The 16,933-nt window shown below is 64.9% G+C and carries 15 protein-coding genes and 1 tRNA gene; 10 read left to right on the top strand and 6 right to left on the bottom strand.

What is annotated here, in order from left to right; translation table 11 throughout:
* Position 1 precedes the first annotated feature (1 nt).
* Complete coding sequence (locus ACT53M_RS00605; RefSeq protein WP_476230765.1) at positions 2–421, bottom strand: SgcJ/EcaC family oxidoreductase; 420 nt, start codon at positions 419–421, stop codon at positions 2–4.
* A gap of 225 nt (positions 422–646) precedes the next feature.
* On the opposite strand from ACT53M_RS00605, the gene ACT53M_RS00600 reads away from it, so the two are divergent.
* Positions 647–2,116 carry a protoglobin domain-containing protein gene (locus ACT53M_RS00600; RefSeq protein WP_476231559.1) on the top strand — a complete coding sequence of 490 codons (1,470 nt, stop codon included), beginning with the start codon at positions 647–649 and terminating at the stop codon, positions 2,114–2,116.
* Between the two features lie 13 nt (positions 2,117–2,129).
* On the opposite strand, the gene ACT53M_RS00595 is transcribed toward ACT53M_RS00600, so the two are convergent.
* Positions 2,130–4,109: a putative bifunctional diguanylate cyclase/phosphodiesterase gene (locus tag ACT53M_RS00595; protein ID WP_476230764.1), complete on the bottom strand. Its 1,980-nt coding sequence runs from the start codon at positions 4,107–4,109 to the stop codon at positions 2,130–2,132.
* 78 nt (positions 4,110–4,187) lie between these two features.
* Between ACT53M_RS00595 and moaA the strand changes: the two genes are divergently transcribed.
* The 7 genes from moaA to ACT53M_RS00560 all read left to right on the top strand — a co-directional run bounded on the left by moaA (position 4,188) and on the right by ACT53M_RS00560 (position 10,120).
* On the top strand, positions 4,188–5,204 hold the full coding sequence (gene moaA / locus ACT53M_RS00590; RefSeq protein WP_476230763.1) for a GTP 3',8-cyclase MoaA: 1,017 nt from the start codon (positions 4,188–4,190) through the stop codon (positions 5,202–5,204).
* Entirely contained in the window at positions 5,201–5,974 is a 774-nt protein-coding gene (locus tag ACT53M_RS00585; RefSeq protein WP_476230761.1) for an NAD kinase, read from the top strand. The genes moaA and ACT53M_RS00585 overlap by 4 nt, the downstream gene beginning before the upstream one ends.
* An 86-nt stretch (positions 5,975–6,060) precedes the next feature.
* Positions 6,061–6,135 (top strand) — tRNA-Asn (locus tag ACT53M_RS00580).
* A 224-nt stretch (positions 6,136–6,359) separates the two neighbouring features.
* Positions 6,360–7,757: a methyl-accepting chemotaxis protein gene (locus ACT53M_RS00575; RefSeq protein ID WP_476230760.1), complete on the top strand. Its 1,398-nt coding sequence runs from the start codon at positions 6,360–6,362 to the stop codon at positions 7,755–7,757.
* Positions 7,758–7,872: 115 nt separating this feature from the next.
* Positions 7,873–8,889 (top strand): adenosine deaminase, encoded by a 1,017-nt coding sequence (locus ACT53M_RS00570; protein ID WP_476230758.1) that lies wholly within the window; start codon positions 7,873–7,875, stop codon positions 8,887–8,889.
* The gene (locus ACT53M_RS00565; protein ID WP_476230756.1) at positions 8,889–9,404 is read left to right on the top strand and encodes a phosphoribosyltransferase; all 516 of its coding nucleotides are present in this window, start codon (positions 8,889–8,891) and stop codon (positions 9,402–9,404) included. The genes ACT53M_RS00570 and ACT53M_RS00565 overlap by 1 nt, the downstream gene beginning before the upstream one ends.
* Before the next feature lie 128 nt (positions 9,405–9,532).
* Positions 9,533–10,120: a CC0125/CC1285 family lipoprotein gene (locus tag ACT53M_RS00560; RefSeq protein WP_476230755.1), complete on the top strand. Its 588-nt coding sequence runs from the start codon at positions 9,533–9,535 to the stop codon at positions 10,118–10,120.
* Between the two features lie 105 nt (positions 10,121–10,225).
* On the opposite strand, the gene secA is transcribed toward ACT53M_RS00560, so the two are convergent.
* The 3 genes from secA to ACT53M_RS00545 all read right to left on the bottom strand — a co-directional run bounded on the left by secA (position 10,226) and on the right by ACT53M_RS00545 (position 14,302).
* Positions 10,226–12,967: a preprotein translocase subunit SecA gene (gene secA, locus ACT53M_RS00555; RefSeq protein WP_476230754.1), complete on the bottom strand. Its 2,742-nt coding sequence runs from the start codon at positions 12,965–12,967 to the stop codon at positions 10,226–10,228.
* 126 nt (positions 12,968–13,093) lie between these two features.
* Entirely contained in the window at positions 13,094–13,354 is a 261-nt protein-coding gene (locus ACT53M_RS00550; RefSeq protein WP_476230752.1) for a hypothetical protein, read from the bottom strand.
* Between the two features lie 126 nt (positions 13,355–13,480).
* Positions 13,481–14,302, bottom strand: a complete 822-nt coding sequence (locus tag ACT53M_RS00545) for an energy transducer TonB (protein ID WP_476230750.1) — start codon at positions 14,300–14,302, stop codon at positions 13,481–13,483.
* 57 nt (positions 14,303–14,359) lie between these two features.
* Here ACT53M_RS00545 and argJ point away from each other — a divergent pair, with 57 nt between their 5' ends.
* Both argJ and ACT53M_RS00535 read left to right on the top strand, forming a co-directional pair.
* Entirely contained in the window at positions 14,360–15,586 is a 1,227-nt protein-coding gene (gene argJ, locus ACT53M_RS00540; protein WP_476230748.1) for a bifunctional glutamate N-acetyltransferase/amino-acid acetyltransferase ArgJ, read from the top strand.
* A 4-nt stretch (positions 15,587–15,590) separates the two neighbouring features.
* Entirely contained in the window at positions 15,591–16,382 is a 792-nt protein-coding gene (locus ACT53M_RS00535) for an inositol monophosphatase family protein (RefSeq protein ID WP_476230747.1), read from the top strand.
* A gap of 153 nt (positions 16,383–16,535) precedes the next feature.
* Here the strand turns inward: ACT53M_RS00535 and trxA are convergent, their stop codons facing one another.
* Positions 16,536–16,862, bottom strand: a complete 327-nt coding sequence (gene trxA / locus ACT53M_RS00530; protein WP_476227378.1) for a thioredoxin — start codon at positions 16,860–16,862, stop codon at positions 16,536–16,538.
* Positions 16,863–16,933 lie beyond the last annotated feature (71 nt).

Below are 16,933 nucleotides of genomic sequence, written 5' to 3'. Positions count from 1 at the left end.
CTTAGCTGCTGTGATCGGCGATGATCTTCCACCCGCCGGCCTCGTGGTGAAACACCAGGCTGGTCGGGCCGGAAGCGCTATGTCCGTCGGGATAGCGCAGCGTATAACGACCGATATACAGCGCATAGTCCGGCCCCAGCGCGCGATAGTCGAGCCGCTCGATAACCAGCGCACCGCGTTTCGCCGGATCGCCGAAGTCGTACTTGGCACGATAGCGGGCCGTCATCGCAGCCTTGCCGCGTATCAGACCGTCGCCCGCGACAAAGCTCGTATCAGGTCCGGTGGAATAGACCGACATGAAACGGTCGACGTCACCGGCATTCCACCCCGCCACGCTATCCGCCATCGCCGCGTCGACCGCCGCCCTGTCGCGAGCATCGGCATCCTGCACGGCGATCACCAGTCCCAGTGCAAACCACATCCTCGCCTCCCCGTTACAGACGGGGCAACAGATAGCACGACCCGACAGCGTTTTTACAACAGCGATAGCTGCTGCTTACGAAGTTACGGAAAAGGGCAGTAAAATTACCTAGTGCCCCACTGCCAACCACTTCCTTGCTATGATGAAACGGAACTGTGGCCACATGCCTGTTCGATCAACATTTACCAAAGTTCGCGTATCAAGGAGAGTGCTTTGTCCGACCATATGACCTCGCGCCTCACCTTCATGGAAATGGATGAGGTTCAGCGTCAGGCTCTGCGCTCGGCGCAATCGCAGGTCCACTCTTTGATCGGTGGCGCCCTCGACCGCTTCTATGCCCGCGCCAGCACAACGCCGGAAACCGCGCGGTTCTTTCGCGATCCCGCGCATATGCGCCAGGCCAAGGCGGCGCAGGAAAAGCACTGGGAACGCATCGCCTCGGCTGAATTCAGCACCGGCTATTATGAGAGCGCGCGGCGGATCGGCGCCACCCATGCCCGTATCGGGCTGGAACCGCGCTGGTACGTCGGCGCCTATGCGATCGTGCTGGAAGAGCTGATCGCCGGCATGTCCGGCAGCAAGAAGCCCTGGAGCTTCCTGACCCGTTGGTTCAACCGCCGCAAGGAAACCGCAATCATCGCCGTCGTGAAGGCGGCGCTGCTCGACATGGAAGTGTCGCTCTCCATCTATTTCGAAGAGGCGCAGGTCGAGCGCAACGCCGCGATCGAACGGCTCGAGACCTCGCTCAAGACCCTGGCGGACGGCGACTTGAGCCAGGATCTGCACGGCATGCCCCCCAGCTTCGCGTCACTGGAACGCAGCTACAACGAGACGCTCGTCCGCATCCGCGACATGATCGGCGGCGTTACCGAAGGCACGCAGCGTATCCGCTCGGGCATTTCCGAAATCTCGGATGCGGCGAACGACCTTTCCCGCCGTACCCAGAGCAATGCGGCGTCGCTGGAAGAAACCACCGCTGCGATTTCGCAGATGGACGGCCGCATCCGCGCAACGGCGGAAGCGGCGCGCAACACCGTACACCGCGCCGACCAGACCATCTCCACGGTCGGCGAAGGCCGATCGGTGGCGGATCAGGCAGTGCAGGCGATGGGCCGTGTTTCTGAAGCAGCCAAGGGCACCGACAGCGTCATCGAAGGCCTGGACAAGATCGCGTTCCAGACGCGCGTTCTGGCGATGAACGCCGCCGTCGAAGCCGGTCGCGCCGGGGAAGCCGGCCGAGGCTTTGCCGTCGTCGCTGATCTGGTTTCTGCACTGGCGATGCGCGCCGAGGAAGAAGCCGGCCGCGCCCGAGAACAGCTTACCATGACCCAGGCGGAAATCGTCGTTGCCGTGGACGCCGTGCAGAAGGTCGACGGCGCCCTCGCCAACATCTCCGGCGATGTCGGCGTCGTACACTCGCTCCTGTCGTCGATGGCGACGGACAACGAAGCGCAATCGACCGCCATCGGCGAAATCTCCAAGGCGATCGGCGAGATGGACCGGGCGACGCAGCAGAACGCGGCGATGGTCGAGCAAACGTCTGCCGCCGCCCAGAACCTTACCTCCGAAGTGGCCGACCTCTCCAATCTGGCGTCGCAGTTTCACGTCGAGCGGACCAGTCGCAAGGGGCCGCTACCGGGGTTCAAGCCGCTGCCCGCCGGTGCAGTGTCGGCCCTGACGCGACCGGACCTCTGATCGAGCGCCGGCCCTATCGCACCAGCGCTGCCAGCGCGGGCACGTCGATGGGGCCGGAACAGAGATACCCCTGGAAATACTGGCAACCTTCCTTCGCCAGCATGTCCAGTTGTTCCTCGGTCTCCACCCCTTCGGCGACCACCGCCAGTCCCAGCGAACGCGCCATATCGATCACGCCACGAACCACGATCCGGTCGCGGGCCGATCCAGTGATGTCGTGCGACAGCTTCTTGTCGATCTTCAGATAATCGAGCGGCAGCGCCTTCAGATAGGCGAGACTGGAATAACCGGTTCCGAAATCGTCGATCGCCACCCGGCAGCCGGCGGTGCGCAGTTCGGACAGCAGCCGGGCAGCTTCGCTCAGATCAGCCATGATTCCGCTTTCGGTGATTTCCACCGTCAGCCTTCCGCGCGGGAAGCCGGTCGAATCGATCCAGCCCAGCAAGCTATCGACGAACCCTGCCCTGGCAACATCCCCCGCCGTGACATTGATCGACAGCCGCATTCTCTTCAGCGATTGCGGCCAGTGCGCCGCGATGGTCAACGCACGCCGCTGGACATGTTCGCTCAGCACCGCTTCCAGCCCGGCACGCTCTGCCGCCGCGAACAGCAGTTCGGCGCCGATCTCACCATGGTGCGGATGCTGCCAGCGCGCCAGCGCCTCGACCCCTGTCACCTGGCCGATGGCAATGGCAACCTGGGGCTGGAACAACACGCCGATCTCGCCTCGCTCAATTCCGCGCCGCAAGTCACCGATCAGAGACTCAACCGACGGGCCGCTGGCCGACTGCTGGCTGCCATCGCCGAGCAGGGCTTCGCTCGCGCGGCGAATCAGGGTGCCGGCAGTGTCGCTTGCCATGCTTTCCGCAATGGCCACGCGCGCGCCAAGATGCGCGAGCTCGCCGCCTGCCACGAACGGACGGACAAGCGCCTCCTCCATGCGCCGCGTTGCCCCACGGAGCGCCGTGAGGCCAGGATCGACTGCGGCGGCAAGAAAATCCGATCCGCCGATGCGCGCGACGATCGCGTCTCCGCCCAGCGTTTCGCGCGCAACATCGGCGACACGGCGCGAAACGCCGCGCAGCAGTTCGTCACCGGCAGCACGGCCATAGGCATTATTGACCGTATCGAAGCGCGTCAGGCCGATCAGCAGCAACCCCACCCGCGCGCCGGTTTCGAGCTGGCGCTCGATCCAGCGCCGCGCGCTGGGCCCATCGCGCGATCCGGTCAGGACGTCGCGGACTGCCGCGCCGGGATCCGGCGCCATGCCCAGCGGCTCAACCAGCGCATCGACCCGGTGTGTGTCGGGATCATATTGCAGATGCTGCACCACCCGCCCCTTGCCCGGCAGGTCATGGGCGAACGCGGTCGAGCCCGCTTCACGCAAGCGCTTCAGCGCCGCGCGGGCCAGCCGGCGGTCGGCCGGATCAAGCCGCGCGAACAGCGCGCGCAAGCCGGGCGCCTCCGGCAGCTCCAGCATTTCCGCCAGCGCCGGCGTCAGTTCCAGCGAGCGGAGGCCGCGATCGAAGTGCCAGCCCAGCGGCTCGGCCGGGCCGCTCCCCTGCCCCAGCCAGCCCGACAGACGCTCGACGTGGCGCTGGGCAAAGCGGATCGCGTGCGCCATCGCCGCCGAGGACATGGGGCTGCCGAGAAAATGCGTGGCGCCGGCATCGTAGAAGCGCCCCATATGCACGGTGTCGCTCTGTGAGACGAGGATCAGCATCGCCGCGCCGTGCGCCCGAACCACCGGGCCCAGCATCCGCGCCGCTTCCAGCCCTTCGCTGAAGGCACCGCGCGCGTCGATCACCGCTACCGAGGCGCCGCTGGCCAGGAAGCGCGTCTCCAGCCCCTCGCTGCGCCGCGCCGCGACCACACGCCAGCCGCCGCCGGCGGCAGCCGCCGCCACTTCGTCGCGCTGCCGGAAAGACAAAATGAAAACCGGCGTTTCGGGCGCGGCACTGTTGGTTTGTACGACGGTGAAACCTTCATCCATGCGATACCGATAGCGACTCCTTTCGCGCACCGCCATCCAAGGCTTGTTTCCCGTCGCACAAGCCCTTACGTCCATCGCATGGCCAGCGCCCACGCCCCCGCGACGCCACCCATGCTGGTCGATCGCCATGGGCGCGCGATCCGCTATCTGCGGATTTCCGTGACTGATCGATGTGATCTGCGCTGCCGCTATTGCATGTCGGAAGCAATGACGTTCCTGCCGCGTTCGGAGGTGCTGTCGCTGGAAGAGCTGGCACTGATTGCGGAGCGCTTCATCGCACGCGGCGTGACCAAAATTCGTCTGACCGGTGGCGAGCCGCTGGTCCGGCGTGACATGATCGCGCTGGTGCGGCGACTGGGCCGCCATGTCGGCACCGGACTGCATGAGCTGACGCTGACAACCAACGGCACACGGCTGGCGGACCATGCCGACGCCCTGTTCGATGCAGGCGTCCGCCGCGTAAATGTAAGCCTCGACAGCCGCGACCCCGAGATTTTCCGTCACATCACGCGCCACGGCGACGTGACCGAGGTGCTGGCCGGCATCGCCGCGGCGCAGGCGGCGGGCCTGCAGATCAAGATCAACATGGTCGCACTGAAGGGACTGAACGAGGACGAAATCGCGCCGATGCTCGCCTGGGCGGTAGCGGAAGGACACGACCTGTCGCTGATCGAGACAATGCCGCTCGGCATGATCGACGAAGATCGCGCCGATCGCTTCCTGCCCCTGACCGGCGTGCTCGACCAGCTGCGGTTACGGTTCGCACTGGAGCCCGATACGCACGACAGTGGCGGCCCTGCCCGCTATTGGCGCGTTGGGGGAACGGCGACGCGGCTTGGGCTCATTTCGCCGCTAACCGGCAATTTCTGCGCGAGCTGCAATCGCGTGCGGCTCTCTACCGACGGACGACTCCATATGTGCCTTGGCCATGACGATTCGGTCGATCTCAAGGCGGCGATTCGCACCGGCGGGCTGGCAGCGGTCGATTCAGGGATCGACGCGGCGATGGCCGCCAAGCCCGAGGCGCATGACTTCCGTATCGCGCGCGGCGCTGCCCCTGCGGTTTCCCGCCATATGAGCGTTACCGGCGGATGAGCGGCGTAGCACGCGCATTGCTGGCATCGCCGACGCCCCCTGCGCAGGTGGCGGCCGAGGAGCTGCGCCATGCCTATGACTGGGCGCCACTTGAGGAGGCTGAACAAGTCGTCGCCCTGGGCGGCGACGGGTTCATGCTCCAGACGCTGCACGCCATGCTGGAACGGCGGCGTATCCTGCCCGTGTTCGGCATGAACCTCGGCACGATCGGCTTCCTCATGAACGACTGGGCGCTGGAAGGGCTGGAGGCGCGGCTGGAGCGCGCGCGGCCGTTCCGGGTCTCGCCGCTCTCCATGACGGCGGTGACGGTGGAGGGCGAAAGCTGCGTGCTGGCGGCGATCAACGAAGTCTCGCTGCTGCGCGAGACCCGCCAGACCGCAAAGCTGGAAGTTACGGTGAACGACCGGGTGGTGATGCCCGAGCTGGTGTGCGACGGTATCCTGGTGGCGACGCCGGCGGGCTCGACCGCGTATAATTTTTCGGCGCAGGGGCCAATCCTGCCGCTCGGCTCGGCGCTGTTGACGCTGACACCGATCAGCCCCTTCCGCCCCCGTCGCTGGCGCGGGGCGATTCTGCCGGAGAAGACCCGAATCAGCCTGCGCGTGCTGGAAGCCGACAAAAGGCCGGTCAGCGCCGTCGCCGATCAGCGCGAAGTACGCGATGTCGCGCGTGTCGATGTGGCGATCGACCTGATGCGCAGCCTGACCCTGCTGTTTGATCCGGAGCATGCGCTGGACGACAGAATCACGATGGAACAATTCATCGCGTAATACCCCTTGCAAAGTCCGAAAAGCCGCTGCTATAGGCGCGCCTCCCGACGCGGTGACACACCGCCTAGGGGTTGGACACAAGGTGTTCCCCGATAGCTCAGCGGTAGAGCATTCGACTGTTAATCGAATGGTCGTAGGTTCGAATCCTACTCGGGGAGCCACCTCCATCATGTCCGCTGTAACCGCCTCCCAGCACATTCCTAGAATATTCCCGCGCGGTATCGCGGCATTGTCAATGCGCCTGCGTATAGTCCCCTAACTTCGGGCGCACCACTACGGGTAATCTCCCGATGCACCTTCGTACAGTTCCTAAACCAGTCCTCCTATAATCCTTTGAACACAAACCACGAAACTTGCGGGGAATCGCAAGGCAAGGAGATAAGGGATGGAACGGTTCAAGGCCGAGTTCCCGATACGAAAAAAACTGCAGGTCGCCTTCGGCATCATGGTCGCGCTGATGGCGGCGATGACGGTGGTCACGCTGGTTTCCGGCGCGTGGCTGGCTGCCGGCCTAAATCTTGCGATGACGATAGTCGCGTTCGTCCTTGCCATGCAGTTCCGCCACGCCATCGCCGATCCGTATGTGGACACGGTCGTGCGCATGGAAGGTCTGGCCGCCGGCGATCTGACAAGCCCGATCGCCTATACCCACTTTACCGACTGCGTCGGCCGCATGACGAAGGCGATGCAGACCTTCCGCGACAACGCCCTCGACCAGCAGCGCACGGCGGCCGAACAGACGGAAGTGGTCAGCATCCTCGCACAGGCGCTGGGGCAGTTGCGCGAGGGGAACCTCACCGCGACCATCGAGCAGCAGGTGCCGCAATCCTATATGTTGCTGCGTGACGACTTCAATCTGGCTCTGGCGAGCCTGCGCGAGTTGATCGGCGCGGTGTCGGTGAGTGCCCAGACGATCGAGACCGGCTCGGCCGAAATCGCCCATGCCTCGGAAGACCTCGCCCGCCGTACCGAAGCCAATGCCGCAAGCCTGCAGGAGACCACCACCTCGGTCGCGGAAATGGACCAGCGGCTGAAGCAGACGGCGCAGGCCGCTGCCCGCACCGTCAGCCGTGCAGACGGCGCGATGGGTACAGTTTCGGGCGGTCGCGTCATCGCCGACGAGGCGGTATCGGCGATGGGCCGCGTGTCCGAGAGCGCCAAGGGCATCGACAGCGTCATCGAAGGCCTCGACAAGATCGCCTTCCAGACCCGGGTGCTCGCCATGAACGCCGCCGTCGAGGCAGGCCGTGCCGGCGAGGCGGGGCGCGGTTTCGCCGTGGTCGCCGACCTTGTCTCGGCGCTGGCGATGCGTGCCGAGGAAGAAGCCGGGCGCGCCCGCGACCAGCTCACCTCGACGCAGAGCGAAATCCTGTCGGCAGTCGAAATGGTCCGCAAGGTCGATGATGCGCTGGTGGCGATCTCCAGCGATGTTGCCGAGGTGCACGACCTGCTCGGCAACATGGCCAATGACAACAATGCCCAGGCGAGCGCGATCACCCAGATCAGCAGCGCGATCGGTTCGATGGACCAGGCCACGCAGCAGAATGCGGCGATGGTCGAGGAAACATCGGCCGCCGCCCGTAACCTCGCTTCTGAAGTAAACCAGCTCGCCAGCGCCGCCATGCGCTTCAACATCGGGAACAAGACGCCCACGGCGCGCCCCAGAGCCGCAACCCCGGCGCCGGCCCGCGCCGCCGCCAAAGCCAGTGACTATGTCTCGCCCGTCAAGGCGTTGCCGGTCACGGCGATGGCAGGCCGCGACGACGACTGGAATGCATTCTGACCCTCCTGCCCCGGCTGCGCGCGCGGCCGGGGCATCGCATGCCGCCTGAACACAGGCGCCCCTGACGGCAAGCGTTGCGCTTGCGACTCGTCTTCCCCCCTGCGATGCTCGGGTGATGGACGATCTCGACACTTTCATCACCGGCCTGCCCAAGGCCGAACTGCATCTCCACATCGAAGGCAGCCTGGAACCCGAGCAGATGTTCGCCTTCGCCCGGCGCAACGGCGTGGCGATTCCCTTCGACAGCGTCGAGGCGGTCCGCGCCGCCTACAGCTTCTCCAATCTCCAGGACTTTCTCGACATTTATTACGCCGGTGCCGACGTTCTGCGCACCGAAGCCGATTTCCGCGACCTCGCCCTCGCCTATTTCGAACGCGCGGCCGCCGACGGTGTAGTCCATGCCGAGATCTTCTTCGATCCACAGACGCATACCCAGCGCGGCATTGCCTTCGGCACGGTGGTCGAGGGGCTGCTGGCGGGCATGGCCGAGGCGGAATCGCGGCTGGGCGTCACGTCCAAGCTGATCCTGTGCTTCCTCCGCCATCTCGACGAGGAAGATGCTTTCCGGACGCTGACGGAAGCGGAGCCCTGGCTCGATCGCATCGCCGGCGTGGGGCTCGATTCCGCCGAACTCGGGCACCCGCCCGCCAAATTCGCCCGCGTCTTCGCAGCCGCCGCCGAAAGGGGCCTGAAGCGCGTCGCGCATGCCGGGGAGGAAGGCCCGGCCGATTATGTACGGGAGGCGCTAGACCTGCTCGGCGTCGACCGGATCGACCATGGCAACCGCAGTCTCGACGATCCCGCGCTGGTCGCCCGGCTGGCGCGATCGGGAATGACGCTCACCGTCTGCCCGCTATCCAACGTCAAGCTGTGCAACGTTGCCTCAATCGAGACGCACCCGATCGACCGGATGCTCGAACTCGGCCTGCGCGCGACCGTCAATTCGGACGATCCGGCCTATTTCGGCGGCTATATCGGCGAAAATTACCGCGCTGTGGCAAAAGGGCGCGGGCTGGACAAGGCGGCGCTGGCAACGCTGGCGCGCAACAGCTTCCTCGGCTCCTTCCTGCCCGATGCCGAGGTTGCCGCGCATCTCGCCCGCATCGACGCCTGGATGGCGGAGAAAGCGTGATGGGCGACATCGTCTTCACCCATTTCACGCATGACGAGATGGTGGCCGGCGTCCACGGCATTGCCGCTACGATCGGCGACTGGGCGCCCACCTTGCTGGTCGGCGTCGGGCGCGGCGGCCTTACGCCAGCGGTATATCTGTCGCACCGGATCGGCCTGCCGCTGGTGTCGGTCGACTATTCCACGCGGATCGCACAGTTTGCCGAGGAGCTGGTGGCGGTGCTCGCCCGCCGCACGCGCGACGGCGACCGGTTGCTGTTCGTCGAGGATATCAATGACAGCGGCAAGACCATCGGCGAACTGCGCGCCGCGCTGGCAGCGGAAGGGGCGGTCGCAGCCCAGATCCGCTTCGCCGTGCTGCTCGACAATATCCGCTCGAGCCAGCGCGTGGAATATCGCGCGCGCACCATCGACCGCGCAGTCGACAAGGACTGGTTCATCTTCCCGTGGGAGGCGATGGCGCCGCACACCACCGTGGAAGAGGATGCGCGTGCGGTACCGGACCGGCTCGCCTGAATGCCTTGTTCAGCTACGGTCAATCGTGTGAATGCCACGGTTCACCGCGTGGACGCGCGGACACTTTCGCCGGTGCGCGCGTTCGAGGGGCAGGCGGCGAAGGAATACCCTCAAGTGTCGGAGGAAAAATGTTAATTCAATCAAGCAAGGGCCGGAGAATCGCGGCGTTGGGCCTAGCGGTCGCAGCCAGCCTGTCGCTCGCTTCATGCATGACCGCCACCCCCTATCAGCCTGCATCGGCCAGCGGATCGGTGCGCAACGGCTATTCGGACGAGCAGATCGAGGAAAACCGCTTCCGCGTCACCTTCTCCGGCAACAGCCTGACGTCGCGCGAAACAGTCGAGCGCTACCTGCTGTACCGGTCGGCCGAGCTGACGCTGCAGAACGGCTATGACTATTTCGTGCTCTCCAACCGGGACACGGAGAAGAAGAGCGAAACCTACGCGACCCCGACCTATGGCCCGGGGCCGTGGGGCTATTGGAGCCCCTATTGGCGCTATTATCGCCCGCGCTGGGGCTGGCGGACCTGGGATCCGTTCTGGGGTGATCCGTTCTGGGACCGCGATGTCGATATCCGCACCGTCGACCGGTACGAGGCTTCGGCGGAGATCGTGATGGGCAAGGGCCCCAAGCCGGCCGACAATCTGCGTGCTTTCGACGCGCACGAAGTCAAGGAACGGCTCGGCCCGAAGATCCAGATGCCGCAGACGCACTAAGCGGCAGGGCCTTGAAAACGAGGAAGGCGCCGGGGGAACCCGGCGCCTTCTTTTTTGTACCTCCGGCTTGCTCCCCTCCCGCACGCGAGAGGGGTCGCCGCGCGATTAAGCGACCTGGCCGTGGCAGTGCTTGTACTTCAACCCCGAGCCGCACGGACACGTCGCGTTGCGGCTGACCACGCCTACCCACGACGCTGGATCGTCGCCCAGCGCCTCGCCTGAGGGCTGCGGGATCGACAGCGGCGGCAGGCGGGTGGTGACCAGCCCGGCCGAACCACCGTCCCAATCGGCACTGTTGTCGTCGCCGGTCAGCGGATCGATGTGCGAGGTGAGAAACGCCGGCAGCTCGGGGAGTTCGGGCGCTGGCGCCATGCGGAATTGGGCGAAGGCGAGCGTGCGCGTCACGTCCTCGCGGATATTGTCGAGCATCCGCTGGAACATCGAGAACGCCTCGTGCTTGTATTCGTTGATCGGCGTTTTCTGGGCATACGCCCGCAGGTGCACAACCTGGCGAAGCGCGTCGAGCATCGCGAGATGCTCCTTCCAGTGATGGTCGAGATTCTGGAGCAGGATCGACTTCTCGATATTGGTCCAGGTTTCCGGATCGAGATCGTCGGACTTGGCCCGCACCAGCGCATCGGCCTCGTTGCGGACTCGCTCCTCCAGAATTTCCGGGTCGATCGCCTCTTCGTCCTTGATCCATTGGTCGACCGGCAGTTCGAGATTGAGCGTGTCGGCCAGACGGGCCTTGAGCGCCTCGACATCCCATTGCTCTGGATAGCTGTTCGGCGGGCATGCCTCGCCGACGATCGCGTTGACGGTCTCGTGGCGCATATCCTCCACCACGCTGCCGACCGTCTCGGCGTCCATGATATCGGCGCGCTGTTCGTAGATCACCTTGCGCTGATCGTTCATCACGTCGTCATATTCGACGACCTGCTTGCGGATGTCGTAGTTGCGCGCCTCGACCTTGCGCTGCGCGGTCTCGATCGCCTTGGACAGCCACTTGCTGCCGATCGCTTCGCCATCCTCGATGTTCGAGCGCATCATCCGTGCGAACAACGTGTTCGAGCCGAAGATGCGCAACAGATCGTCGTCGAGGCTGAGGTAGAAGCGGCTGAGACCCGGATCGCCCTGACGCCCCGAACGGCCGCGGAGCTGATTGTCGATGCGGCGGCTCTCGTGACGCTCGGTGCCCAGCACGAACAGGCCGCCCGCGGCCTTCACCTTTTCCTTTTCCTCGGCGACTTCGGCCTTGATCCGTTCGATTGCGGCGTCGCGTTCCGGCCCCTCGGGCATGTCGCGCAGTTCGTCGGCGACGCGGAACTCGACGTTACCGCCAAGCTGAATGTCGGTGCCGCGACCGGCCATGTTGGTGGAAACCGTCACCACGCCCAGCCGGCCCGCCTGGGCGACGATATGCGCTTCGCTTTCGTGGAAACGGGCGTTCAGCACCTCGTGCTTCACCCCTTCCTTGTGGAGAAAGGCGGAGAGCAGTTCCGACTTTTCGATCGAAACCGTACCGACCAGCACCGGCTGACCCTTCGCGGCATGATCCTTGATCTTCTTGGCGATAGCCGCGAATTTTTCCTCGGTCGTCTTGTAGAACTCGTCTTCCTCGTCGACGCGCTGCACCGGCAGGTTGGTCGGGATGGTGACGACGTTCATCTTGTAGATGTCGTAGAACTCGGCCGCCTCGGTGGCGGCGGTGCCGGTCATGCCGCCCAGCTTGGGGTACATGCGGAAATAGTTCTGGAAGGTGATCGAGGCGAGCGTCTGGTTCTCCGGCTCGATGTTCACGCCTTCCTTGGCCTCGACCGCCTGGTGCAGACCTTCCGACCAGCGCCGGCCGTCCATCATGCGGCCGGTGAATTCGTCGATGATGACGACCTTCCCGTCCTTCACGATATAGTCGGTGTCGCGCTTGAACATCACGTTCGCGCGGAGCGCCTGGTTCAGGTGGTGGACCACCTGGGTATTCTCGAAATCATAGAGATTGGCGCCGACCAGCAGGCCGGCCGATTCCAGCATCCGCTCGACCTTTTCGGTGCCTTCCTCGGTCAGCACGATCGTGCGCTGCTTCTCGTCCTTCTCGTAATCGGCCGGATCGAGCTGCTTCACCACCGCATCGACACCGATATAGAGTTCGGACTTGTCGTCGGTCGGGCCGGAAATGATCAGCGGCGTGCGCGCCTCGTCGATCAGGATCGAATCGACTTCGTCGACGATCGCGAAATTGAACGGCCGCTGCACCATCGACCCGCGATCATATTTCATATTGTCGCGCAGATAGTCGAAGCCGAACTCGTTGTTGGTGCCATAGGTGATGTCGGCGGCATAAGCGTCGCGGCGTTCCTGGTCCGACAGGTTAGGCACGATCACCCCGGTGGTGAGGCCCAGAAAGCCGTAGATCTGGCTCATCCACTCGGCATCGCGGCGGGCGAGATAGTCGTTGACGGTAACGACATGCACGCCGTCGCCCGGCAGCGCGTTGAGATAGGTGGCGAGCGTCGCCACCAGCGTCTTGCCTTCGCCGGTGCGCATCTCGGCAATCTCGCCGCGGTGGAGGACGATGCCGCCCACCATCTGCACGTCATAATGACGCTGGCCGATCACCCGGCGCGCTGCCTCGCGCACCGTGGCGAAGGCCTCGGGGAGCAGATCGTCAAGCTTGGCGCCGTTGGCGAGCTGTTCGCGGAACTTCACCGTCTGCGCGGCAAGCTGCGTGTCGTCCATCGCCTGCAGCGCCGGTTCGAAGCCGGCGATCTTCTGGAGGATCGGGTTGAGCGACTTGACGTAGCGATCGTTGGACGAACCGAAAAGCGTCTTGGCAATGGCGCCGAGCATGGAAATTCCTGACCTGTTCTGAATGGGTTCGGGCGGACGCGACCGGAACGGCACGGCATCCGCAGGCGTGCGCCGCACGGGGGCGGCTGCAAAGGGATAGGCCCGCGCGCGCGGCGGGCCGGATCGCTATTCGCGCCGCTGCTCGAAGGCGAGGCGCAGCCGCGGCAGCGGCGCTGCGGCGAGATAGGCGAAGGTCTCGTTCGCGACACGGGGCAGCGCCGGCGCAACCGCCGCCGCTGCGATGATGTGCCGGGCCGGCTGGACTACGGCCTGCGCAACCTCGGCCACGCGCACCACCGCCACGCCCTGCACCGGCCGCACGCCGCGCTCGCCCGACACGCCGGTCAGGCTGGCGAAAAGTGCAGTGAGGAGCAGCAGCAGTTCCAAGCGAAACCCTGATTTACACAGCGACGGCATCGTACCCGATCCGGGCACAACGCACGTCACATAGGGAATGGGACACGGTTCGTCTAATCAAAAGCTGCGCAAGGCAAGCCTATCACGCATAGGCCGTCATGGTAGTTCCTTCCAGGAAACCGCCACCACCAGTGCTCCGCGAACAGGCCCGTCCTTTCCATCAGGTCCAAGATGTGCCCCCACGAGCGGAAGCGGCGCTGCACAAAGGTTTGGCGGCGCGGGAATCGAGATCGAGCCGTGCAGCTCATTTTCCATTTCGCACTTTGTCATTCGTCCGTCCGCGTCGGCCTCGAAACGGGCCACGTACTTGCCCACCCTCCCATCACCTGCCGCATCAAATAGTAAATCAACAGGGGCGGCTTGGGTTTCGACAGCAAATTCGGTGATGATCTGACGATGCTTGCCACTAGCGATTCCGGAAAAGGTATTTGAGGAGCTTCCTGTCGGAAGTGCCTCGCACGGCGATTTTCCGCCGAAAAGGTCCGCGTTTGTTGCCGAGCAAGCCAGCACCTTATCGGACGGCGACATTTCAATCTCAATATGGCCTAGCCCCGCCTTGAGAACCGGCTGTGGATCATCCAGCTTCCAGTTAAAGCGTCTGACGTATGTTGAAGCTACCGCTTTCCCCTTACCGTCGCGCGCCGGGGAGAACCGCGCACGCTTCATCATGATCCGGCATGTCGCCTGATCCAGTTCATCGAAGCCGGTAGATTCTAGAACCGTGCAAGCGGTAGGGATGCCACTACCGTCGATGCTCAAACTAAAAGTTACACTTCCCTGATGGCCTGCTCGCATCGCCGCGGCTGGGTAGTCGTCCGGCTTAACCCAGAGACCAGGATTCGTCAGCGGCTTGGCGGCAACCGCAACGGTACTAACATCCTGCGCCTGCGCCGCCAGCAGCGCCATCACCAAAAGCATTGATCTTTACCCCTCCATGCACGAAGCACGCGCCGCATCCTAACCTGAGGCGGTTTCATGTCCACCAGCACCTCTCCGCTTGCCCTCCCCTTCCCCGCTCTGCCCGAAATTGCCGGCGTCACGCTGCGCGTCGCGCGGGCGCGGTACAAGAACTGGGATCGTTGCGACCTGACATTCGTCACGCTCGATCCGGGCACCAGCGTCGCGGGCGTGCTGACCAGCAGCAAATGCCCCTCCCCCGAAGTCGAATGGTGCCGCCAGGCGCTTCCTCTCGGGCAGGCGCGCGCGCTGGTGGTGAATGCGGGCAATTCCAACGCCTTCACCGGCAATCGCGGCCGCGCGGCGGTGGAGGCGATCGCCGTCCGCACCGCCCGCCATCTCGGCTGCGAACCCTCCGACGTATTCGTCGCCTCGACCGGCGTGATCGGCGTACCGCTGCCGATCGACAAGGCCGAAGCCGGGCTGGATGCCGCCTATGGGGCGGAGCCGTGCACCTGGGAAGCCGCCGCCGCGACGATCATGACGACGGACACCTTCATCAAGGGCGCAGTGACGACGGCGGTGGTCGATGGCCGCACGGTGACGCTGGCCGGCATCATCAAGGGGTCGGGCATGATCGCGCCGGACATGGCGACGATGCTGGGCTTTATCTTCACCGACGCCGCGATCGAGCCCGCCTTCCTCCAGCGCGCACTGGCCGAGGCCAACGGCACCAGCTTCTCGTGCATCACCGTCGATGGCGACACCTCGACCAGCGATACGGTGCTCGCCTTCGCAACCGGCAAGGCGGGCAATGCCCCGCTCGCCAGCGATGACGATGCCGGCGCCGATGCCTTCCGCGCCGCGCTGGCCGACCTGTGCCGCCAGCTCGCGCTGCTGGTCGTCCGCGACGGTGAAGGCGCGCAGAAGCTGATCGAGATCACGGTCGAGGGCGCGGTGTCCGACGCCAGCGCGCACCGCATCGCCATGTCGATCGCCAATTCGCCGCTGGTGAAGACCGCCATCGCCGGCGAGGACGCGAACTGGGGCCGCGTGGTGATGGCGGTAGGCAAAGCCGGCGAGCCCGCCGAGCGCGACCGGCTCGCCATCCGCTTCGGCACCACCCAGGTGGCGCGCGAGGGGCTGGCGGTGGAAGGCTATGACGAGGCGCCGGTCGCCACGCACCTGAAAGGTCAGGAAATCGAGATCGGCGTCGATCTCGGGCTCGGCGAAGGCCGCGCGACGGTTTGGACCTGCGACCTGACCCACGGCTATATCTCGATCAACGCCGATTACCGGAGCTGAGCCGATGCACCGCCACCACGAAGCCGTATCGCGCCTGATGCGGGCGGTGGCCGAGGCGGTGATCCTGCCGCGCTTCCGCAATCTCGCCGCGCATGAGGTGGTGGAAAAGATGCCCGGCGAACTGGTGACGATCGCCGACCGCGAGGCGGAGGAACGGCTGACCGAGGGCCTCGCCGCGATCGATGGCGACACGGTGATCGTCGGCGAGGAAGCCTGTGCCGCCGACCCGGCACTGATGGCGCAGGCGACGGCGGCGCGTGCCTGGATAATCGATCCGATCGACGGCACCGCCAATTTCGCGAGCGGTCAGCCGCCCTTCGGCATCATGATCGCGCTGGTCGAAGGCGGCGTAACGCAGGCGGGCTGGCTTTATGATCCCGTGGCGCAGCGGATGTGCCATGCCCTATTGGGCGGCGGCGCGTTTATTGACGATGCGGCGGTACGCGCTCGGCCAAGCGGCGGACGGCCACTGGCGGCGGTGTCGAAGGTCGGCCAGTCGGAAGAAGAACATGCCGCCCGTAGCGCCCGTTTCGGTGCGGCCTTCGATCTGGTTCCGCTGCCGCGCTGCGCGGCCGAGAATTATCCGCGGTTGGCGCTGGGACAGAATGACATCGCCGTTTTCCGTCGCACGCTGGTCTGGGACCATGCGCCCGGCGCTCTCTTCCTCACCGAAGCCGGCGGCTATGTAGCGCGCTGGGACGGCAGCCCCTACCGAATCGGCTATGACGGGATCGGGATCGTCGCCGCCTCCACCCCCGAACTAGGCCGGCGCGCGACGGAATTGCTGTTCGGCTGAAGCACACACTCCCCTCCCGCTTGCGGGAGGGGTCGGGGGAGGGACTGACGTGGCGGCCCCATCCCCGACGATACAGTACACTACACCTTCCTCCCCTCCCCCAGCCCCTCCCGCAAGCGGGAGGGGAGCGAAGACTGGGCAAGGCTCAGTCCCTCAAAGTTCCTTTTCGATCCACTGCTTGATCGCGCTCTTGGGCAGTGCGCCGACCTGGGTGGCGGCCTGCTGACCGTTCTTGAACAGGATCATCGTCGGAATGCCGCGCACGCCATATTTGGTCGGCGCATCCGGATTCTCGTCGATGTCGATCTTCACGATCTGTACCTTGTCCGCCAGTTCCTCGGCCAGTTCTTCCAGCGCCGGGGCAATCATGCGGCACGGGCCGCACCATTCGGCCCAGAAATCGACGAGCACCGGCTTGTCCGCCTGCAGCACGTCGGTTTCGAAAGTGGCGTCGGTGGTCGCCAGGGTGGCGGTGCCCATATCATAATCTCCTGAACTTCGTGTTGGCCGGTAATCTATGTACGGCGTGGCTTTCGCTCAAGCGCATCGTA

It is taken from the genome of Sphingomonas sp. DMC6 (genome assembly GCF_056314225.1).
Note: the sequence above shows the minus strand (reverse complement) of the source record. Positions and strands in the feature narration are given on the sequence as shown.